The following is a 21,710-nucleotide window of genomic DNA, read 5'->3' as shown; positions in this document are numbered from 1 at the left end:
CTCCTGGACATCACTAGGGTGATGGGACGGTCGGGCCGCGCTGCCCTCCGTACACGCAATGTCTGTCTCATGGGGGATGGTGGAGCATGGCTCAGGGTCAGTTCACGATGACGGCTCAGGAGATGCTGGCTTTCGCCAAGCGGATCGAGGACGCGATCGGGAAGATCGAGGCTGAGCGGCAGAAGCTCATCAGCACGGTCGATGGCATCACCGGCGGCTGGCAGGGCCAGGCGGCGAACGCCTACAAGGCCTTGCAGGACCAGGTCAACACCGACATCGCGAAGCTGAAGGAGTCGCTGACCGCGATCCAGCACGCGATCGAGCTGACCACCAAGCACTACGCGAGCACCGAGGAAGAGCAGAAGGCGCTGTTCTCCAACGCCCAGGGCTGATCAGCCGCACCGCGCTGATCACCGTTCTGTTCCGACCTTCCGCTCGGTGGGGCGCCCGCGGCTGAGCGCGGGGTGCTCCGCATCCTCGTCAAGGGAGACATCGTGTCCGACCACATCCTCGTCAACTTCGAGACCGTCCACCACGCGGCCGAGGAAGTGCGCGCCTCGGCCGGTCGCATCGACCACCTGCTGAACGACCTCAAGGGCGACGTCAACCGCATCGCGTCCAGCTGGCAGGGCGCGGCCCAGCAGGGCTACCAGGCCCACCAGACCCAGTGGGACGCGCGCGCCGCCGACCTGCAGAAGGTCTGCACGCAGATCGCCTCCTCGCTGGACGGCGCCGCGCAGAGCTACCGGACGACCGAGAACAACAACGCCAAGCTGTGGGGGAACAGCTGACCACGCGTTCCCCAGCGGGAACGTGAGGGGGCGGGTGCTCGGACTCCGGGCACCCGCCCTTCGGCGCGCGGCACGGGTGGACGACATGAGGGGTGGCAGGGTGTCCGGACGCGGGTACCGGAAGGCGGCCGCGGCACTGGCCGCGCTCGCCGTGCTGGGCGGCCCGCTCGCCGCCCCGGCGCACGCGGACAGCGGACCAGGGCTGGCCGCCGCGGGCGACTGCCCGAAGAACGCGCCCGACGTGCCGACCGTGCCGTGGTCGCTGCAGCGCCTGCTGCTGGACGAGCTGTGGCAGGGCGGTCGGACCACCGGCGCGGGGGTGACCGTCGCGGTCATCGACACCGGCGTGGACGACCAGAACCCGCAGCTGGCCGGCAAGGTCCTGGAGGGCTCCAACCTGGTGGTGAACCGGGAGACCAAGGAGAAGGTCCCGGGCAGTTCCAAGGAGGACCCGGTCGGCCACGGCACCAAGGTGGCCGGCATCATCGCCGCCCGCCGTTACGACCGGACGGGCTTCGTCGGGCTCGCCCCCGACGCCACCGTCCTGTCGATCCGCCAGAACGACAGCGACGGCAACGGCGACGTCTCCACCCTGGTCCAGGCCGTCAACGAGGCGGTCAGGGCCAAGGCCAAGGTCATCAACATCTCCCAGGACGTCCGCGGTGCCGGCGCCGCCGGCTTCGGCGGGTACCAGGAGCTGAAGGCCGCCGTCCAGGCCGCCGAGGACAGCGGCGTCGTGGTGGTCGCCTCCACCGGCAACGACGGCAAGGAGGGTGACACCTACCCCGGCGCGTTCCCGACCGTGCTCGCCGTCGGCGCCTCCGACCGCAACAACGAGCGCGCCCCGTTCTCCCAGTACGGCTCCTTCGTGAAGGTCGCCGCACCCGGCGTCGACATGCTCTCCACCGTCCCCAGGGGCGGCCAGTGCGTCGACAACGGCACCAGCTTCTCCGCCCCGTACGTGTCCGGGCTCGTCGCGCTGCTGGTCGGCGCCCACCCGAACTGGAAGCCGGCCCAGGTGCGGGCCTGGATCGAGCAGACCGCCCAGCGCACCCAGCGCGATCCGGACCGGTTCATCGGCTGGGGCGTGGTCGACCCGGTCAGAGCCGTCACCAAGGCCCCCGAGAGCGCGCCGTTCACCGCCACCCCGGACGCCCCCGTCCGACTGGCCGCCGCCCCGATCGTGCCCCGGCCGGTCGGCCTCGGCGAGACCCAGGCCGACCGCGACGGCCGCACCGCGACGTACGTCCTCGGCATCGGGGCGCTGCTGGTCGCGCTGCTCATCGGCGGCGGCGTCGTCCTGCGCGACCTGCGCCGCAGGTCCGCCGACTGATCCGTGTGCGCAGCACCCGACCGGTGCCTGGGGGGGGGTGCGCGGAAGAATCCTCCGGAACGGCTGTAACGTCGTGGGCCGCTCACCGCATCCAAGAAGTGTCGGGGAGCACGGACACGGGGGAGCGGCGGGCATGGGGTGGATCGGGGCGGGCCGGGAGGCCGAGGACGCCGGGTTCCTGGAGCTGGTGTCCGGCCGCACCGGCCACCTGTACCGCTCGGCTTGCCTGCTGACCAGCGGCGACACCCACTACGCCGAGGACCTCGTCCAGGAGGCCCTCAGTCGGATGTACGTGCTCTGGCGGCGCAGCGCCTGGACCGGCGGCCGGAACCGGATCGACAACCCGGCCGCCTACACCCACACGGTGATGGTGCGCACCTTCCTCGCCCAGCAGCGCCGCCGCTCCAGCACCGAGCGCCCCATCGGGGCCGTGCCCGAGTCGGAGGCGCGGGAGGCGGACGGCGCGCTGCGGATGACCCTGCTCGACGCCCTCGGCCGGATGCCGCCCAAGGACCGCGCCGTCCTGGTGCTGCGCTACTGGGAGGACCGCAGCGTCGCGGAGACCGCCGAGGTGCTGCGCTCCTCCCCGGGGGCGGTCCGCACCCGCACCACCCGGGCGCTGGCCCGGCTGCGCGGCCTGCTCGGCGACTCGCTGGCCGAGCTCGCCGCCCGCTGACCACTGCTCGTAGTCCGTGACGCAACCCGTGACGCAACCCGTGACGCAATTTCGTGATGCAAGGAGACGGTGACCACCCATGTCCGAACCGGACAAGTTCGAGGACGATCTTCTCTACGCCCTCACCCGTACGGGCGAGGGCTTCCGCACCGAGCCGTCCGACCTGCTCGCGGGCGGGTACCAGCGCGGACGCCGACGCTGGCGCCGCCGCTCGACCGCCGCGGTGGTGGGCGGCGCGGCCGCGCTGGCCCTGGTGGGGACCGGCGCGGTGTACCTCACCGGCTCCTCGCCGCGCCCGAGTGCGGTGCCCGCGGCCGCCCCGAGCACCGCCGGCGGCAGCGGGAGCGGCTCGGCGGCCCCGGTCGCGGCGGCCTCCTCCGCGGAGCCGGGCGAGGTCACCGGCGAGGAGGTGCTGGCCACCCTGCGGGGCCTGCTGCCGGGCGGCCGGACCAGCGACGAGAACGCCGGCCAACGCCAGGGCGGCACGCTGGTCTTCGACGACGGTCGGGGCAGGGCCGCGATGGCGGTCTCGGTCAACCGGGTCGGGGCCGGCAGCCCGGTCCTGACGGAGAACGGCTGCCCGGACCGGAAGCTCGTCCCGTACGACGCCTGCACCAGCGCGGGCCTGCCGGGCGGAGGCAAGCTGACCCTGTTCCAGGGCTACGAGTACCCGAACAAGCAGGCCGGCACCAAGAGGTGGTCCGCCTGGCTGGGCGGCGCCGACGGCCGCGTGATCGAGCTGACGGAGTGGAACGCCGAGGCGGAGAAGGGCGCACCGGACAGCCGCCGGACGCCGCCGCTGTCGCCGGAGCAGCTGAGGGCGGTCGTCACCGACAAGGCCTGGGACGGGATCATCGCCAAGTTCCCCGAGCCGCGGCCGGAGCCGGGGCCGGACAACGGCAAGGAGTACGGCAAGGACGAGATCCTGGCGATCGTCGCCAAGCTGCTGCCGTCCGGGCTGACCGAGACGGAGACCGGGGGACAGCCTGGCTACGCGAACTTCGTGGTCGACGACGGCAAGGGCAAGTCCATGGTGGAGATCAACGTGCAGGACTGGTCCCGCGACGACAAGACCAAGGAGGAGCTGTTCGGCAGTGCCCGGGCACAGCCGGACGGCACCAGGGTGGTGGTCGGCAAGCGGGGCTCCAACCCGGGCATGTGGACCGTCGACACCCTGCACGCGGACGGCCTGCGGGTGGTGATCAGCGCGTTCAACAGCGGCACCCAGCAGACCCCGGCGACCCGCAGCACCCCGGCGCTGAGCAACGACCAGCTGAAGGCGATCGCCACCGCGCCGGTGTGGAAGCTGAAGAAGTAGCGGTGCGGACGTGGCAGTGCCCCGGGCGAGGGGGAGCCCGGGGCACTGCCGTGTGGGGGAGGGGTGGGGGTCAGGGCTGCTGGTCCTCGGGGAGGCTGATCACCCAGCGGGTGTCCTGGCGGGGGCGCAGGTAGAACAGCCAGTAGAGGGTGGCGGCGGCGGTGATGCCGCCGGTCCACAGCAGGGGCTCGGTGTCCAGCTGGGTCATCACGTAGACGAGGACGGCGATCAGCACCACCGGGACGGCCGGCCACAGCGGCATCCGCCAGGCGGCGGCGTGCTTGTGGTGGGCGCGGCGGGAGAGCAGCGCGGCGATCGCGACCAGCAGGTACATCCCGGTGACGGCGACGCCGGTGATGTTGCTGAGCAGTGCGCCCTTGACGAAGCAGAGCGCGGCGCCGGGCAGGCCGACGGCCAGGGTGGCGACCCACGGGGAGCCGAACCGGCCGAGGGTGCCGAAGGCCTTGTTGACCGGCTCGGGCCAGGCCTTGTCGCGGGCGGAGGCGAACAGCACCCGGGAGTTCTGGATGACCATGACGATGCCGGCGTTGATGATCGCCAGCGCGACGCAGAGGCTGATGAAGGTGCCGACCGCGGAGTTGCTCCAGGCGGTGACCATGCCGGAGATGTCGCCGGAGCTCAGGGTCTGGAGGTCGGGGGCGCCCATGGTGATGGCGACGACCGGGACCAGGATGACGGCGGAGGAGATGCCGAGCGTCCACAGCACGGTGCGCGAGACGTTGCGGCGGGGGTTCTCCAGCTCCTCGGAGAGGTAGACGGCGGTGGAGAAGCCCTGGGTGATGAACAGGGCGATGCCGAGCGCGCCGACGATGGCGCCGATGCTCACCGTGGTGGTGGCGCCGCCGTCCCCGGTGACCACGCCGTGCAGCAGGCTGGGGGCGTCGCCGTTGGCGTGGGAGAACCCGAGCACGGAGACGACGCCGGCCGCGATGACCTCCAGCACCAGGAAGACGCCGGTGAGCCAGGCGTTGGCGCGCAGGTCGAGCAGGCCGGCCAGGGTGGCGGCGAGCATCACGGCGGCGCCGGTCATGGCCTTGTCGAGGTGCAGCACGGGGGCGAGGTAGTCGGCGGTGCCGAGGGCGATGACCGAGGGGACGATCATCACGACGATCAGCGAGAGCACGAAGACCAGCCAGCCGGCCAGCCGCCCGGCGAGGGTGCCGACCATCGCGTACTCGCCGCCGGCGCTGGGGATCAGGGTGCCGAGCTCGGAGTAGCAGAACGCGACGGCGACGCACAGCACGGTGCCGATGGCGATGGCCAGGGCGGTGGCGCTGCCGATGCTGGAGAACAGCTCCGGGACGATCACGAAGAGCGTGGAGGCCGGGGTGACGCAGGACAGTGTGAGCAGGGTGCCGCCCACCACGCCGATCGAGCGCTTGAGTTGCTGGGGCGCGGCGGCGACGGCGGTGTCGGCCGTCGCGGGGGTCGCGGCGCGTGGCGGGCGAAGCGTGTCGGTCATGTGGCTTCCGATCGGCTCTGTGCGGTCCTGTGGGTGGGAGCGGTATCGCCTCCGCTGGCTGTCTGCTCGGGGTTCTGGTGGGGTCGCTCCTGGGTCGCAATGGAACCTGGGCGTATTGATTGCGTCAATGGCCGAAATGCTTCGGAATCCGTTGCGCGGAAGGGCATAGACATGCGATCCGATGATCACGTACGGTCATTGCGAGCTTTGCCCGACTTGTTACCTCTGCCACATTGCAACTGAATCCAAGGTGAACAGAGTGTTGCAAGCCACCTTTCAAAGGTGTCCGTGGAGTCGGACGGCGATACGCCCAGGCGCCCCCCTGTGCGGCCGCAACCCCCGGGCGGGGTGCGGGAACCGCAGCCCCGCGCCGGAAAGATCTAGGTAACGTTTCGACACCTGGGACGCGAAAGGGGCCGGGCTCCCGCGAGCCAGACCCCTCGATCACCGTCCGTAGCCGCCGGCGCGGTGCGCCGGTGCCCTCACACCAGCGGCAGCCAGCCCGTCTGGACCATCTGCCCGCCGGTCGCCCGGCGCGACACGTACACCCCGCGCCCCGGCGGCAGCGGCATCGGCTTGACCGTCCCCAGCAGCGCGCCCTCGTCCCGGTTGCCGGAGAGGATCACGCCCTGCCCGCCCAGCTCGCGCATCCGCTGCAGCACCGGCTCGTACAGCGAGCGGCCGGCGCCGCCCGCGCTGCGGGCCACGATCACCCGCAGGCCGATGTCCCGGGCGAACGGCAGGAACTCCGCGAGCGGCGCCAGCGGGTTGCCCGAGCCCGTCGCGACCAGCTCGTAGTCGTCCACGATCACGAACATGTCCTTGCCGCTGTACCAGCTGCGGTTGCGCAGCTGCTCGGCGGTGACGTCCGGGCCGGGCAGGCGGCGCGCGCAGGCCCCGCGCAGCATGTCCACGATGGCCGCCATGGCCGGCTGCGCGGCCGCGTACTCCACCAGGTACTCCGGCGGCACGGCGCCCAGCAGCGCGCGCCGGTAGTCGCCGACCACGATGCCCGCCTGGTCCGGGGTGTACCGCTCGGTGATCTGCTTGACCAGCATCCGCAGCAGCGCCGACTTCCCCGACTCGGTGTCGCCGAAGACGATGAACAGCGGGTCGGTCTCGAAGTTCACGAAGGCCGGTGCCAGCTCGGCCTCGTCCACGCCGAAGGCGATCCCGCGCTCCGGGCGCTCGAAGCCCTTCGGCAGCGAGTTCCCGTCCAGGACGGCCGGCAGCATCCGCACCTGCGGCGCGCGCGGCCCGGTCCAGGCCCCGTCGACGGCGGCGACCAGGCCGGCCACCCCGTGCTGGAGGTCGTCCACCGCGCAGGAGCCGTCCAGCCGCGGCAGGCCGGACAGGAAGTGCAGCCGCTCCGGGGTGATGCCGCGCCCGGCCAGCGGCGGGACGTTCTGCGCCACCCGGCGGTCCACCTCGGACTCCATCGGGTCGCCGAGCTTCAGCTCGGTCCGGTTCTGCAGCAGGTCCTTCAGCGCCGGGCGCACCTCCGCGTACCGGGCCGCGGTGATGACCAGGTGGACGCCGTAGCCGAGGCCGCGCTGGGCGATGTCGCCGATCACCGGCTCCAGCACCTCGAACTCCTGCTTGAAGGTGTTCCAGCCGTCGATCACCAGGAACACGTCGCCGAACGCCTCGTCCGGCAGCTGCCCGGCCGCCCGGCGGGCCCGGTAGGTGCCGATGGTGTCGATCCCGGCGGCCCGGAACAGCTCCTCGCGCCGGTTCAGCACCCCGTGCACCTCGGAGACCATCCGGCGCACCTTGTCGACGTCCAGGCGCCCGGCCACCCCGCCGACGTGCGGCAGCCCGGCCAGCGACTGGAAGCTGCCCGCGCCGAAGTCCAGCAGGTAGAACTGCACCTCCCGCGGGGTGTGGGTGAGCGCGAACGAGGCCACCGTGGTGCGCACCACCGTCGACTTGCCCGAGCGCGGGCCGCCCACGACCAGGCCGTGGCCGGCCGCCCCCGCGTAGTCGACCTCCAGGACGTCGGTCTTCTGCTCGCGCGGCTTGTCCACGATGCCGATCGGCACCCGCAGCCGGCCCGCCGGGAAGCCGGGCGCGGTCAGCCCGCGCTCCGGCACCACCTGGAGCGGCGGCAGCAGGTGGTCCATGCTCGGCGCCTCCTCCAGCGGCGGCAGCCACACCTGGTGCGCGGCCGGGCCCTGGCCCGTCATCCGCTGCACGAACACGTCCAGCACGGTGTCGACCAGCGCGTCGTCCTGCTCCGGGGCGAGCGGCGCCTCCTCCTCCACCGCCGGCTCCGGCGGCTCCACCCGGGCCGCGGTGAACAGCACCGGGCGGGCGTTCACCCGCCGCCCGCCGGTCGACCGCTGCTGCCCCGGCGCCCGGTAGGGCCCCGAGACGTACGCGGCCTTGAACCGGTCCATCACGTCCTCGCCGAACTTGAGGTACCCGACGCCCGGCACCGGCGGCAGGTGGTAGGCGTCCGGCACCCCGATCGCCGCCCGCGACTCGGCCGCCGAGAAGGTGCGCAGACCGATCCGGTAGGAGAGGTAGGTGTCCAGGCCGCGCAGCTTGCCCTCCTCCAGGCGCTGCGAGGCCAGCAGCAGGTGCACCCCCAGCGACCGGCCGATCCGGCCGATCTGGATGAACATCTCGATGAAGTCCGGCTTGGCGGTGAGGAGTTCGGAGAACTCGTCGATGATCAGCACCAGCGAGGGCAGCGGGTCCAGCGCCGCGCCGGCCGCCCGGGCCCGCTCGTACTCGTGGATGTTGGCGTAGTTGCCCGCCGAGCGCAGCAGCTCCTGGCGGCGGTGCAGTTCGCCCTCGATCGCGTCCCGCATGCGGTCGACCAGGGTGAGTTCGCCCTCCAGGTTGGTGATCACCGCGGAGGTGTGCGGCATGTCCGCCATGCCGGAGAAGGTCGCGCCGCCCTTGAAGTCGGCGAGGACGAAGTTCAGGATCTCCGAGGAGTGCGTCATCGCCAGCGCCAGCACCAGGGTGCGCAGCAGCTCCGACTTGCCGGAGCCGGTCGCGCCCACGCACAGGCCGTGCGGGCCCATGCCCTCCAGCGCGGCCTCCTTGATGTCCAGGTAGACGTGCTCGCCGTTCGCGCCGACCCCGATCGGCACCCGCATCCGCTCGTGCTGGGCGCGCGGGCGCCAGCTGCGCGTCACGTCGAAGGAGCCCGGGTCGCCCGAGTTCATCAGGTCGGTGAAGTCCAGGTTCGACAGCAGCGGCTCGTCGTCCCCGCCGGCCGAGAGCCGGTACGGCGCCAACTGCCGTGCCAGCGCCTCGGACTGCCAGACCGAGAGCAGGTCCGGCGTGCCGGTGTACGTCGCCCCGGAGGCCGAGCGCAGCACCAGCTCCTGCGGGCTCACCGTCACCATCAGGTGCCCGCTCGGCTCGTCGAGGTCGCCCGGCACCACCTCGATGACGGTCACCCCCTGCACGCCCTCGGGGCTCGCCAGCAGCGAGTTCGGCGGCACCCCGGCGCCGTCCATCACCACCACCAGGTGCGGCTGGTCCGGCGCGGGCGCCGCGTCCCGCACGAACCGCTGGCGGCCGGCCAGCTCGTCCTGCAACAGGAACTCCAGCTCGCCCAGGTCGGTGGCGATCAGCCGGCGCGAGCCCGCGCCGTCGGCCTCCCTGCGGTGCTGGTTGTGCGGGAGCCACTTGGTCCACTCCCACTCCTCCGCCGCGCCCGGCGCCGCGGCCACCGCGACCAGCAGGTCGTCCGGCGAGTGCAGGGTGGTCAGCTGGGCGATCATCGCGCGCACGTTGCCGTACACCGAGTCCGCGTCCCCGCACACCGTGACGTGGTAGAAGGCGCGCAGCGACACCGCCAGCGGCAGGTCCTGCAAGGTGCCGTGGGCCTTCAGGAAGGAGTGCATCGCGGCCGCCGACAGCGGCTCCAGCTCGTCCATCGGCGCGGTCTGCGGCGCCACCAGCGGCGTCGACAGCTGAACCGGGCCCAGGCCCACCCGGATCTGCGCGAAGTCGCCGTCCCCGGTGCGGCGCTCCCACAGCCGCCGGCCGTCCGCCACGATCGACCACAGCTGGTCCGGCGCCGGGTTCAGGAACAGCAGCGCGCCGCGCTGGCGCTCCGCCGTGCGGCGCACCTGGCGGCGCATCTGCTGCAGGTACTTGAGGTAGTCGCGCCGCTCGTCCGCCATCGCGGTCGAACCGCCCTTGCGGGCCCGCATGATCTGCGCCAGCACCATGCCGACCGTCGAGGCGACCATCAGACCGCCCATGACCTTCATCGGGGCCGCCGCGCCCGGCGCGAAGAAGAACACCGCCGAGCCGCCCATGCCGAGCATCGGGAGGATGCTCATCAGCCAGTCCTCGCCGCCCTGCCGGGGCAGTTCGGGCGGGGTCACCAGCTCCACCGGCTCGTCCGGCACCGCCGGCGGATAGGCCCGGCCCGGGCGCTTGACCGTGATCACACCCATGTGTCATCCACCCCGCGGCGTCGATCGATCACTTCGGCATCAGCCCTCACGCAACTGGACTCGTACGACTCGTACGGCTCGTACGGGTTTCGCCAGGGCGAGGACGCGCCACACGGCGCCGCCCCCCGTACCGCGCGCAGGGGCCGATCCTAACGGTCGCCCCCGCACCGCCCGCCAGGCCCGCGGCCGCACCCCCCGCCGGGGGCCCGGCCCGCACCGGGGCCGGGCACGAACCGAGCGGGTAGGGTAACGCCGCGCCAACTCGCGGCCCGGTCGGGCCGGTTCCACTGCCACACCGAGCGCCGCCGTGCCGCGGCACCGTCAACAAGGGGGAGCGCCCAGTGCGTCGAAGGACCGAGGTGCGGCGATGAGCAACACCGCCGCGACCGGCTACTGCCGGGTCACCGTCGTCGCCCCGGACCGCCGGATCGACGTCGCCCTGCCCGAGGACGTCCCGCTCGCGGACGTCTACCCCGAGGTGCTGCGCCTGGCCAACCAGAGCCAGCCCGACGGCGCGCCCACCGGCTTCCACCTGGTGCGCCGCGACGGCACCGTCCTCGACAGCGGCCTGCCGCTCGCCGCCCAGCAGGTCCGCGACGGCGACCTGCTCGCGCTGCGCCCCTTCGCCGAGTCCCTCCCGCCGGCCGTCTACGACGACGTCGCCGACGCGATCGCCAGCGCCGTCGAGACCGACCGCCGGCTCTGGAGCGCCGAACTCATGCGGGCCTTCGGCCTGATCGGCGCCGCGCTGCTGCTCGTCCTGCTCGGCTTCGCGCTCTGGTTCGCCGACCTGCGCCACGACATGCACGGCCTGCCCGGCGTCCTGGCCGGCGTCACCGCCGTCGTCCTCACCGCGCTGGCCGGCGTCCGCGCCCGGGTCTACCAGGACGCCCACGCCGCCCTCGCGCTCGGCCTCGGCGCCCTGCCGCACGCCATGATCGGCGGCAGCGGCGTCCTCGCCGTCGCCCACCCGTGGGACGGCCCCGGCCGGCTCCAGTTCCTGGCCGGCTGCGTCGCCGTCCTGGTGGTCGCCGTGCTGCTGGTGGGACTGCTCCCCGAGAAGGACGCGGTGTTCGTCGCCGCCGCCCTGGTCGCCGCCGCCGGCGCGCTCGCCACCTTCGCCGCCGTCCTGCTGCCGGACACCCCCGCCGGGCACATCGCCGCCGTCACCGGCATCACCGCCGTCGCGGCCGTCGGCTTCCTGCCCGGCCTCTCCGCCCGCTTCGCCCGGCTGCCCGTCGGCTTCAGCGCACCGGGCCAGACCCGCACCCGCAGCCGCGACTACGACGAGGAGGCCGAGCGCGCCGAGGCCGTCCAGTACGAGCGGATCGCCCACCAGGCCCGCCGCGGCCACGAGGTCCTGGTCGGCCTGGTCGGCGGCTGCGCCGCGGTCGTGGTCGGCTCCTGCGCCGTCCTCGGCTTCACCGACCGGACGTTCCCCGAGCTGCTCGCGCTCGCCCTGGGCCTGGCCACGATGCTGCGCGCCCGGCTGTTCCGCTACACCGCGCAGGTCTTCAGCCTCACCATCGCCGGGCTGCTCGGTCTGGCCCTGCTGATCATCGGCCTGTCCCTGCACACCCCGCAGTTCATCCTGCGCGCCGCCAGCTCCGCCGAGGTCGACCTGCGCACCGTCTGGCTGGCCGCCTCCATCGCGTTCGGCGCGGCGCTGCTCGCCGCGATCGCGCTGGTGGTGCCCCGGCTCGGCGTCTCCCCGTTCTGGGGGCGCATCCTGGACCTGGTCGACAGCCTGACCCTGATCTCGCTCGTCCCGCTGGCGCTCGCCGTCCTGGACGTCTACCGGCTGGTCCGCGGCGCCACCAGCTGACCGGCCGGCCCGTGCCGCCCGCCCCGTTCGGCCCGTCCGGCCCGCCGACCGGCCGGGTGGGCGGCACTGGTACCCTTGGCCTTCGAGCGCAGCCGTGTGTCCGCCTCCGGTGGGTCGCAGACCGCCGGCCGCGCTCCGTCACGACACCGAGTCCTCATGAGTCCTGTGTTGTCGACCAGGACCGCTCGGTACACCCTGAAGGAGTTGCAGTGGCTCTCGCCTCTGACGTCAAGAAGCAGATCTTCGCCGAGTTCGGCCAGAAGGAGGGCGACACCGGTTCCCCCGAGGTCCAGGTGGCCATGCTCTCCCGCCGCATCGCGGACCTGACCGAGCACCTCAAGATCCACAAGCACGACCACCACTCGCGTCGTGGCCTGCTGATCCTGGTCGGCCAGCGCCGCCGCCTGCTGCAGTACCTGGCCAAGAAGGACATCGAGCGCTTCCGTACGCTCGTCGACCGCCTGGGCATCCGCCGCGGTGCCGCCGGTGGCGCCCGCTAAGACCGCCGCTCGGGGCGGCTCCCCACACCGGGGAGCCGCCCCTCGCGCGTATGCCGCGGACACCCCGAGCCGCGGCGCCCGGACATAACAACTCGCGCGTACCTCCCCAGGTGGCCGAGGATTGCACCGTAGGGTTGTGGGCATGCCCGGTGATGGCGCACCAGCGCGCCACCCGGGCAGACGAACCCGAACCCCCCGCGGGCCGAAGGCTTCAAACGGAAGCCGCCCGCATCCGAGAGAGCGTCCAGACGCGGACCGCCCGTCCCGGCCCGGCAGCCGTGAGGCGCCGGTCCTCGGTAGTGGCCCCCGGAAGCCCCGCAGACCGAGCGGAGCACCCCGGAGGCTTCGATCGAAGACCGGCCCGACTGCCGTCCTCCTTGCCAGGAGGGCCAGGGCCAGCCGGCAGGCAGGCAGCGCGGGGACGCTCTCCCGGAGACGTACGAAAGAGGAGATCTTCCAGGTGGAAGAGAACGTGTTCTACGCCGAGGCCGTGATCGACAACGGTTCCTTCGGCACCCGTACCATCCGCTTCGAGACCGGCCGTCTGGCCCGTCAGGCTGCCGGCTCCGCCGTGGCCTACCTGGACGACGACACCATGGTGCTGTCGGCCACCAGCGCGTCCAAGCAGCCGAAGGAGCACTTCGACTTCTTCCCGCTGACCGTGGACGTCGAGGAGCGCATGTACGCCGCGGGCCGCATCCCCGGCTCGTTCTTCCGTCGTGAGGGCCGGCCCTCCGAGGACGCGATCCTCACCTGCCGCCTGATCGACCGCCCGCTGCGCCCGTCCTTCGTCAAGGGCCTGCGCAACGAGGTCCAGGTCGTCTGCACCGTCATGGCGCTCAACCCCGACCACCTGTACGACGTGGTGGCCATCAACGCCGCCTCCGCCTCCACCCAGCTGGCGGGCCTGCCGTTCTCCGGCCCGATCGGCGGCGTCCGCGTCGCGCTGATCAACGGCCAGTGGGTGGCCTTCCCGACCCACAGCGAGCTGGAGTCGGCCGTCTTCGACATGGTCGTCGCCGGTCGCGTCCTGCCGGACGGCGACGTCGCGATCATGATGGTCGAGGCCGAGGCCACCGACAAGACCATCAAGCTGGTCGAGGGCGGCGCCGAGGCGCCGACCGAGGACGTCGTCGCCGCCGGTCTGGACGCCGCCAAGCCGTTCATCAAGGTGCTGTGCGCCGCCCAGTCGCAGCTCGCCGCCCAGGCCGCCAAGCCGACCGGCGTGTTCCCGGTCTTCCTGGACTACCAGGACGACGTCCTCGCCGCGCTGACCGCCGCCGTCAAGGACGAGCTCGCCCAGGCCCTCACCATCCCGGGCAAGCAGGAGCGCAACAACGAGCTGGACCGCGTCAAGGCGCTGGCCGCCGAGAAGCTGCTCCCCGAGTTCGAGGGCCGCGAGAAGGAGATCAGCGCCGCCTACAACGCGCTGACCAAGAAGGTCGTCCGCGAGCGCGTCATCAAGGACAAGGTCCGCATCGACGGCCGCGGTGTCACCGACATCCGCACCCTGGCCGCCGAGGTCGAGGCCATCCCGCGCGTGCACGGCTCGGCCCTGTTCGAGCGTGGCGAGACCCAGATCCTGGGCGTCACCACCCTCAACATGCTGCGCATGGAGCAGCAGCTGGACACGCTCTCCCCGGAGACGCGCCGCCGCTACATGCACAACTACAACTTCCCGCCGTACTCGGTCGGCGAGACCGGCCGCGTGGGTGCGCCCAAGCGCCGCGAGATCGGCCACGGCGCGCTGGCGGAGCGGGCGATCATCCCCGTGCTGCCCTCGCGCGAGGAGTTCCCGTACGCCATCCGCCAGGTCTCCGAGGCGCTGAGCTCCAACGGCTCCACCTCGATGGGCTCGGTCTGCGCCTCCACCATGTCGCTGCTGAACGCCGGTGTGCCGCTGAAGGCCGCCGTCGCCGGTATCGCCATGGGCCTGATCTCCCAGGAGATCGACGGCGAGACCCACTACGTCGCGCTGACCGACATCCTCGGTGCCGAGGACGCGTACGGCGACATGGACTTCAAGGTCGCCGGTACCCGCAACTTCATCACCGCCCTGCAGCTGGACACCAAGCTCAACGGCATCCCGGCGTCGGTGCTGGCCGCCGCGCTGAAGCAGGCCAAGGACGCGCGTCTGCACATCCTCGACGTGATGAACGAGGCCATCGACACGCCGGACGAGATGTCCCCGAACGCCCCGCGGATCATCACCATCAAGATCCCGGTGGACAAGATCGGTGAGGTCATCGGCCCCAAGGGCAAGATGATCAACCAGATCCAGGAGGACACCGGCGCCGAGATCACGATCGAGGACGACGGCACCATCTACATCGGTGCCGCCGACGGACCGGCCGCCGAGGCCGCCCGCACCACGATCAACCAGATCGCCAACCCGACCATGCCGGAGGTCGGCGAGCGCTACCTGGGCACCGTGGTGAAGACCACGACGTTCGGCGCGTTCGTCTCGCTCATGCCGGGCAAGGACGGCCTGCTGCACATCTCGCAGATCCGCAAGCTGGCCGGCGGCAAGCGCGTCGAGAACGTCGAGGACGTCCTCGGTGTCGGCGCCAAGGTGCAGGTCGAGATCGCCGAGATCGACCCGCGCGGCAAGCTCTCCCTCATCCCCGTCGTCGAGGGCGAGGAAGCCGGCGAGACCGCTTCCGAGTGAAGCGCCGCTAGCTGACCCTTGCGGCCCGTACGCCTCCCGGCGTGCGGGCCGCACCCTGTTGCCCCCGCGTTCGTCCATGCGTTCCCACGCGTGTTTCCTCTGGAGGTACCCCCCGTGGCTCAGGCCCCGGCGGCGAAGCAGCGCCCCGGCTCCACCCGGACCCTGCTCAAGGGCGCCGACGGCGCCGGCACGGTGCGCCGCACCGTCCTCCCCGGCGGCCTTCGGGTCGTCACCGAGACCCTGCCGACGGTGCGCTCAGCCACCTTCGGCATCTGGGTCGGCGTCGGCTCGCGGGACGAGACCCCGCAGCTCAACGGCGCCACCCACTACCTGGAGCACCTGCTCTTCAAGGGCACCGCGCGGCGCAGCGCGCTGGACATCTCGGCTGCCCTGGACGCGGTCGGCGGTGAGATGAACGCCTTCACCGCGAAGGAGAACACCTGCTACTACGCCCGGGTCCTGGACACCGACCTGCCGCTGGCCATCGACGTGGTCTGCGACATGGTCACCGGCTCGCTGATCCGCTCCGAGGACGTCGACGCCGAGCGCGGCGTCATCCTCGAGGAGATGGCGATGGCCGAGGACGACCCGGGCGACGTGGTGCACGACCTGTTCGCCAAGGTGATCTTCGGCAGCGGCCCGCTCGGCCGCCCCATCCTGGGCACCCAGGAGACCATCAAGGTGCTCACCCGGGAGCAGATCGCCGGCTTCTACCGCCGCCGCTACCGGCCCGAGAACCTGGTCGTCTCGGCCGCCGGCAACCTCGACCACCACACGGTGGTCAAGCAGGTCGAGCAGGCCTTCGCGGCGGTGCTGGCCCGCTCCGACGCGGCCCCCGCCGAGGCCCGCCGCGGCGTCAAGGCGCTGCGCACGGCCGGCCGGGTCGAGGTGCTCAACCGCTCCACCGAGCAGGCCCACCTGGTGCTGGGCGTGCCCGGGGTGCCGCGGCACGACGAGCGCCGCTGGGCGATGGGCGTGCTCAACGCGGCCCTCGGCGGCGGGATGAGCTCCCGGCTGTTCCAGGAGGTGCGGGAGAAGCGCGGCCTGGCGTACTCGGTGTACTCGTACTCCTCGTCCTACGCGGACAGCGGCCTGTTCGGCATCTACGCCGGCTGCCAGCCCAAGCGGGTCGAGGAGGTGCTGCGGATCTGCCGCGCGGAGCTGGCCAAGGTGGTCGCCGAGGGCATCACCGAAGAGGAGCTGCGGCGCGCGATCGGCCAGATCTCCGGCTCCACCGTGCTGGGCATGGAGGACACCGGCTCGCTGATGAACCGGATCGGCAAGGCCGAGCTGAGCTACGGACACCACCTGTCGGTGGACGAGATGCTGGCGCGGATCGCGGCCGTGACCCTGGACGACGTCCACGCGGTGGCCCGTGATGTGCTGGGCGCGTACCGGCCGTCGCTGGCGCTGATCGGACCGGTCAACGACAAGCGGGCCGCCAAGCTCGCCGATCTGCTGGTGTGAGAGGACATTTCGCTATGACGCTGCGTGTCGCCGTGATCGGTGCCAACGGTCGGATCGGCTCCGAGGCGGTCAAGGCCGTCGAGGCCGCGCCGGACCTCGAACTGGTGGCCACCCTGGGCCGCGGGTCCGAGCCGGCGGAGCTGACCGAGGCCGGCGTCCAGGTCGCCGTCGAACTCACCCACCCGGACTCGGTGATGGGCAACCTCGACTACTGCCTGCACCACGGCATCCACGTGGTCACCGGGACCACCGGCTGGACGGACGAGCGGCTGGCCACCGTCCGCGGCTGGCTCGACCAGGCCCCCGAGCTGGGCCTGCTGATCGCGCCGAACTTCTCCATCGGTGCGGTGCTCGGCATGAAGTTCGCCCAGACCGCGGCGAAGTACTTCGAGTCGGTCGAGGTGGTCGAGCTGCACCACGACCGCAAGGCCGACGCCCCCAGCGGCACCGCCACCCGTACCGCGCAGCTGATCGCGGCCGCCCGCGCCGAGGCCGGCCGCCCGCAGCAGCAGGACCCGACCACCCACAGCCTGCCCGGTGCCCGCGGCGCCGACGTGGACGGGGTGCCGGTGCACGCCGTCCGGCTGCGTGGGCTGCTCGCCCACCAGCAGGTGATGTTCGGCGACACCGGTGAGACGCTCACCATCCGGCACGACTCGCTGCACCACAGCAGCTTCATGCCGGGCATCCTGCTCGGTGTGCGCAAGGTCGTGGAGACGCCGGGGCTCACCCTGGGCCTCGAACACTTCCTGGACCTGTGAGCCCGGCATGACGTCCCGTACCGGATTCTTCGTCCTGTCCGGCGTGCTGCTGCTGGTCGCCCTCCTCTGCGTCGGGGAGGGCGTCCAGCTGGTCGCCACCGGCAAGCCGCTCGGCATCGGCATCGGCCTGTGCGCCTTCGTCATCCCGGTGATCGGCGTCTGGTTCCTGCGCCAGACCATCCGGTTCGGCCGGGCCAGCGAGCAGCTCGCCCGGGAGCTGGAGGCCGAGGGCGGCCTGCCGGTGGACGAGCTCCAGCGCACCACCGGCGGGCGGATCGACCGGGCCTCGGCCGACGCGGTGTTCGCCCGCCGGCAGACCGAGGCGGAGGCCGCGCCGGCCGACTGGCGGGTCTGGTTCCGCCTCGCGGTCGCGTACGCCGACGCCGGCGACACCCCGCGCGCCCGCAAGACCATGCAGCACGCCATCAAGCTGCACAGCACCGAACCCGCAAGGAGCAACGCGTGAGCGACCAACCGACGGCCCCCAGCTTCCGCAGCGACGTCACGGTCGAGCTGGTCCGCAGCGCGGCCGCCGACTCGGACGTCATCTGGGCGGCCCGCGTCTCGACCGCGGGGGAGCAGTCCCTGGAGGCGGTCCAGCAGGACCCGGAGAAGTCCAAGGGCCTGATCAACTTCCTGATGCGGGACCGGCACGGCACCCCCTTCGAGCACAACTCGATGACCTTCTTCATCAGCGCGCCGATCTTCGTGTTCCGGGAGTTCCACCGGCACCGCAGCGGCTGGTCCTACAACGAGGAGTCCGGCCGCTACCGCGAGCTGCAGCCGGTCTTCTACGTTCCGGCGGAGGAGCGCAAGCTCGTCCAGCAGGGCCGCCCGGGCCGCTACGAGTTCGTCGACGGCACCCCCGAGCAGCACAGGACCACCACCGAGGCGATGGAGGCCGCGTACCGCGAGTCCTACGCGCGCTACCAGGAGATGCTGGCGGCCGGCGTGGCCCGCGAGGTGGCCCGGGCGGTGCTGCCGGTCGGCCTGTTCTCCTCGATGTACGCGACCTGCAACTCCCGTTCGCTGATGCACTTCCTGTCGCTGCGGACCAAGCGGGAGCACTCGGCGGTGCCGTCCTTCCCGCAGCGCGAGATCGAGATGGTCGCCGAGCAGATGGAGCAGGAGTGGGCGCGGCTCATGCCGCTCACCCATGCGGCCTTCGAGAAGCACGGCCGGGTCGCTCCCTGACCTGGGACGATAGGCATATGGGCGGAGTGTCACGCATGTCTGGATTGCGGCTTTTCTAGCTGCTCCCTACATTCATGAACACGGATTCCGGTGCTGCCCGAACCCCCGAGCGGGCAGCACCGGAATCCCATGTCACCGCCTGTTTCCGCCGCTTCGCGTGGTATGCCCCTGTCCGAACACTGGACCGGTGTGGGTACCGCCCCACCGCCTACGAGTAGCTTTGGACGCATGGCTCCGACCTCCACCCCCCAGACGCCGTTCGGCCGGGTCCTGACCGCGATGGTCACCCCGTTCACCGCCGACGGCGGACTCGACCTCGACGGCGCCCAGCGCCTCGCCACGCACCTCGTGGACTCCGGCAACGACGGCCTCGTCGTCAACGGCACCACCGGTGAGTCCCCGACCACCAGCGACGCCGAGAAGGCCCAGCTCGTCCGCGCCGTGGTGGAGGCGGTCGGGGATCGCGCCCACGTGGTGGCCGGCGTCGGCACCAACGACACCCACCACAGTGCCGAGCTGGCGCGACAGGCGGAGGCCGCCGGAGCCCACGGCCTGCTGGTCGTCACGCCGTACTACAGCAAGCCCCCGCAGGAGGGCCTGTACCGGCACACCGTGCACATCGCGGACACCACCGGGCTGCCGGTCATGCTCTACGACATCCCGGGCCGCAGCGGCGTCGCGCTGAGCCACGAGACGCTGGTCCGCCTCGGCGAGCACCCGCGGATCGTCGCCAACAAGGACGCCAAGGGCGACCTCGGCGCGGCCGCCTGGGCCATCGCCCGCTCCGACCTCGCCTGGTACTCCGGCGACGACATCCTCAACCTGCCGCTGCTGTCGGTCGGAGCCGCCGGAGTGGTCAGCGTCGTCGGACACGTCGTGGCCGGCGAACTGCGTGCGATGATCGAGGCGTACCTGGCCGGCGATGTGGCCAAGGCCACGGCGATCCACCAGGGCCTGCTCCCGGTGTTCAGCGGTATGTTCCGCACGCAGGGTGTCATCCTCGCCAAGGCCGCGCTGGAGCTCCAGGGACTGCCGGCCGGCCCGCTGAGGCTGCCGCTGGTCGGCGCGACTCCCGAGGAGATCGCACGATTGACGAAGGATCTCGCCGCCGGCGGGGTACACCTGTAACAGACGAAGACGTGCGCGCCCCGGCTCGCCGGACCCTCACGGGCCCGCCGCTGGACCGGACCGACGGCGCGAGAGCACCGACCCAGTAGGAAAAACGACACTGAGTACGCACGCCATATGTCTTCAGGGGGAGGACCCCGGGCATATGGCGTGCGTCGTGAGGAGAGTCTTTTGAGTCACCCGCACCCCGAACTCGGCGCGCCCCCGGCCCTGAAGGAGGGCGCCCTCCGCATCACCCCGCTCGGCGGTCTCGGCGAGATCGGCCGCAACATGACGGTCTTCGAATACGGGGGCCGCATCCTGATCGTCGACTGCGGCGTCCTCTTCCCCGAGGACGAGCAGCCCGGCGTGGACCTGATCCTCCCGGACTTCACCTACATCCGGGACCGCCTCGACAAGATCGACGGCATCGTCCTCACCCACGGGCACGAGGACCACATCGGCGCCGTCCCGTTCCTCCTGCGGGAGAACCCGGACATCCCGCTGATCGGCTCCAAGCTGACCCTCGCCCTGATCGAGGCCAAGCTGGCCGAGCACCGCATCCGGCCGTACGTGCTGGAGGTCAAGGAGGGCGAGCGCGAGCGCATCGGCCCCTTCGACTGCGAGTTCATCGCGGTCAACCACTCCATCCCGGACGCCCTGGCGGTCGCCGTCCGCACCCCCGCGGGCATGGTCGTGGCCACCGGCGACTTCAAGATGGACCAGCTGCCGCTCGACGGCCGCCTGACCGACCTGCCGACCTTCGCCAAGCTGGCCGAAGAGGGCATGGACCTGCTGCTGGTGGACTCCACCAACGCCGAGGTCCCCGGCTTCATCCCGCACGAGCGGGACATCTCGGCCGCGCTGCGGAACGTCTTCGCGAACGCCGACAAGCGCATCATCGTCGCCTCCTTCGCCAGCCACGTGCACCGCATCCAGCAGGTGCTGGACGCCGCGCACGAGTACAAGCGCAAGGTCGCCTTCGTCGGCCGCTCGATGGTCCGCAACATGGGCATCGCCCGCGACCTCGGCTACCTGAAGGTCCCCGGCAACATGGTCGTCGACGTCAAGCAGCTCGACGACCTGCCGGACAAGGAGGTCGTGCTGATCTGCACCGGCTCCCAGGGCGAGCCGATGGCGGCGCTGTCCCGGATGGCCAACCGCGACCACCAGATCCGCATCGTCGAGGGCGACACCGTCGTCCTGGCCTCGTCGCTCATCCCGGGCAACGAGAACGCCGTCTACCGGGTGATCAACGGCCTCACCCGCTGGGGCGCCAAGGTCGTGCACAAGGGCAACGCCAAGGTGCACGTCTCCGGCCACGCCTCGGCCGGCGAGCTGCTGTACTTCTTCAACATCTGCAAGCCGCGCAACCTGATGCCGGTCCACGGCGAGTGGCGCCACCTGCGGGCCGCCGCCGACCTGGGCATCGCCACCGGCATTCCGCGCAACCGCGTGGTCATCGCCGAGGACGGCGTCTGCGTCGACCTGGAGAAGGGCGTCGCCCGGATCGTCGGCAAGGTACAGGCCGGGTACGTCTACGTGGACGGCGCCTCGGTCGGCGACATCACCGAGGCCTCGCTCAAGGACCGCAGGATCCTCGGCGAGGAGGGCTTCATCTCGGTCTTCGTCGCGGTCGACTCGACCAACGGCAAGATCGTGGGCGGCCCGACCTTCCAGGCCCGCGGCTCCGGCATCGACGACAACGCGTTCGTGCCGGTCGCCGCCAAGCTCCAGGAGGCCCTGGACCGCTCGGCGAGCGACGGCGTGCTGGAGCCCCGCCTGGTCCAGCAGCTGGTCCGCCGGACCGTCGGCAAGTGGGTGGCGGACAACTACCGCCGCCGGCCGATGATCCTGCCGGTCGTCGTCGAGGTCTGAGCCTCCGGCGGCTGGTTTGACGTGGGGCAGCCCGGTGCGTAATGTTCTCCGGGTTGCCCCACGGGACGGCCCCGCAGGAAGTCTCTCGAATGCGAATTCGAGAATGACCGCGGAAAACGGCCCGAGAAACTCTGGTAGAGTTCGGGAGCGCCGAAAGGCGAAAGCCGATCAGGTAAATGAAACTCCAGAAAACGGAGCGGAAAACATCTGATAAGCTTGAAACACGAAAGAACGAAGCGCCCGGAGGGCCCGCTGGAAGGCGGCCTGAAGGAAGTGTCCGTT

General features: G+C 71.6%; 16 protein-coding genes. 14 read left to right on the top strand and 2 right to left on the bottom strand.

What is annotated here, in order from left to right; all coding sequences use genetic code 11:
* Positions 1 to 86 precede the first annotated feature (86 nt).
* The 5 genes from AB0O19_RS33355 (at position 87) to AB0O19_RS33335 (ending at position 4,118) form a co-directional block, all read left to right on the top strand.
* Positions 87 to 392: a WXG100 family type VII secretion target gene (locus tag AB0O19_RS33355; protein WP_350885676.1), complete on the top strand. Its 306-nt coding sequence runs from the start codon at positions 87 to 89 to the stop codon at positions 390 to 392.
* Positions 393 to 494: 102 nt separating this feature from the next.
* Positions 495 to 791, top strand: a complete 297-nt coding sequence (locus tag AB0O19_RS33350) for a WXG100 family type VII secretion target (RefSeq protein ID WP_363586526.1) — start codon at positions 495 to 497, stop codon at positions 789 to 791.
* Positions 792 to 891: 100 nt separating this feature from the next.
* Complete coding sequence (gene mycP / locus AB0O19_RS33345; protein ID WP_363624939.1) at positions 892 to 2,124, top strand: type VII secretion-associated serine protease mycosin; 1,233 nt, start codon at positions 892 to 894, stop codon at positions 2,122 to 2,124.
* Positions 2,125 to 2,257: 133 nt separating this feature from the next.
* A complete protein-coding gene (locus AB0O19_RS33340; protein ID WP_363624937.1) occupies positions 2,258 to 2,800 on the top strand; it encodes a SigE family RNA polymerase sigma factor in 543 nt (180 codons plus the stop codon).
* Between the two features lie 79 nt (positions 2,801 to 2,879).
* On the top strand, positions 2,880 to 4,118 hold the full coding sequence (locus AB0O19_RS33335) for a hypothetical protein (RefSeq protein WP_363624935.1): 1,239 nt from the start codon (positions 2,880 to 2,882) through the stop codon (positions 4,116 to 4,118).
* 70 nt (positions 4,119 to 4,188) lie between these two features.
* Here the strand turns inward: AB0O19_RS33335 and AB0O19_RS33330 are convergent, their stop codons facing one another.
* Complete coding sequence (locus tag AB0O19_RS33330) at positions 4,189 to 5,601, bottom strand: APC family permease (protein ID WP_363624933.1); 1,413 nt, start codon at positions 5,599 to 5,601, stop codon at positions 4,189 to 4,191.
* Positions 5,602 to 6,083: 482 nt separating this feature from the next.
* A complete protein-coding gene (gene eccCa, locus AB0O19_RS33325) occupies positions 6,084 to 10,028 on the bottom strand; it encodes a type VII secretion protein EccCa (protein ID WP_363624931.1) in 3,945 nt (1,314 codons plus the stop codon).
* A gap of 367 nt (positions 10,029 to 10,395) precedes the next feature.
* On the opposite strand from eccCa, the gene eccD reads away from it, so the two are divergent.
* The 9 genes from eccD (at position 10,396) to AB0O19_RS33280 (ending at position 21,428) form a co-directional block, all read left to right on the top strand.
* Positions 10,396 to 11,853, top strand: coding sequence for a type VII secretion integral membrane protein EccD (eccD, locus tag AB0O19_RS33320; RefSeq protein WP_363624929.1), 1,458 nt, complete (start codon positions 10,396 to 10,398; stop codon positions 11,851 to 11,853).
* Between the two features lie 209 nt (positions 11,854 to 12,062).
* Complete coding sequence (gene rpsO / locus AB0O19_RS33315; RefSeq protein ID WP_363586534.1) at positions 12,063 to 12,353, top strand: 30S ribosomal protein S15; 291 nt, start codon at positions 12,063 to 12,065, stop codon at positions 12,351 to 12,353.
* Positions 12,354 to 12,813: 460 nt separating this feature from the next.
* Positions 12,814 to 15,021, top strand: coding sequence for a polyribonucleotide nucleotidyltransferase (locus tag AB0O19_RS33310; RefSeq protein ID WP_363586535.1), 2,208 nt, complete (start codon positions 12,814 to 12,816; stop codon positions 15,019 to 15,021).
* Positions 15,022 to 15,135: 114 nt separating this feature from the next.
* Complete coding sequence (locus AB0O19_RS33305; protein ID WP_350887436.1) at positions 15,136 to 16,488, top strand: pitrilysin family protein; 1,353 nt, start codon at positions 15,136 to 15,138, stop codon at positions 16,486 to 16,488.
* A gap of 14 nt (positions 16,489 to 16,502) precedes the next feature.
* Complete coding sequence (gene dapB / locus AB0O19_RS33300) at positions 16,503 to 17,249, top strand: 4-hydroxy-tetrahydrodipicolinate reductase (protein WP_063347605.1); 747 nt, start codon at positions 16,503 to 16,505, stop codon at positions 17,247 to 17,249.
* 7 nt (positions 17,250 to 17,256) lie between these two features.
* The gene (locus tag AB0O19_RS33295) at positions 17,257 to 17,715 is read left to right on the top strand and encodes a tetratricopeptide repeat protein (protein WP_363624927.1); all 459 of its coding nucleotides are present in this window, start codon (positions 17,257 to 17,259) and stop codon (positions 17,713 to 17,715) included.
* The gene (thyX, locus tag AB0O19_RS33290) at positions 17,712 to 18,443 is read left to right on the top strand and encodes an FAD-dependent thymidylate synthase (protein ID WP_363586537.1); all 732 of its coding nucleotides are present in this window, start codon (positions 17,712 to 17,714) and stop codon (positions 18,441 to 18,443) included. The genes AB0O19_RS33295 and thyX overlap by 4 nt, the downstream gene beginning before the upstream one ends.
* A gap of 228 nt (positions 18,444 to 18,671) precedes the next feature.
* The gene (gene dapA, locus AB0O19_RS33285) at positions 18,672 to 19,571 is read left to right on the top strand and encodes a 4-hydroxy-tetrahydrodipicolinate synthase (protein WP_063347602.1); all 900 of its coding nucleotides are present in this window, start codon (positions 18,672 to 18,674) and stop codon (positions 19,569 to 19,571) included.
* A gap of 171 nt (positions 19,572 to 19,742) precedes the next feature.
* Positions 19,743 to 21,428 (top strand): ribonuclease J, encoded by a 1,686-nt coding sequence (locus AB0O19_RS33280; protein ID WP_363624925.1) that lies wholly within the window; start codon positions 19,743 to 19,745, stop codon positions 21,426 to 21,428.
* Positions 21,429 to 21,710: the final 282 nt, after the last annotated feature.

It is taken from the genome of Kitasatospora sp. NPDC091276, assembly GCF_040684355.1.
In the GTDB taxonomy this organism is placed as follows: Bacteria; Actinomycetota; Actinomycetes; order Streptomycetales; family Streptomycetaceae; genus Kitasatospora.
The sequence above is the reverse complement of the archived record's forward strand: the minus strand, read 5'-3'. Positions and strand labels throughout refer to the sequence as shown.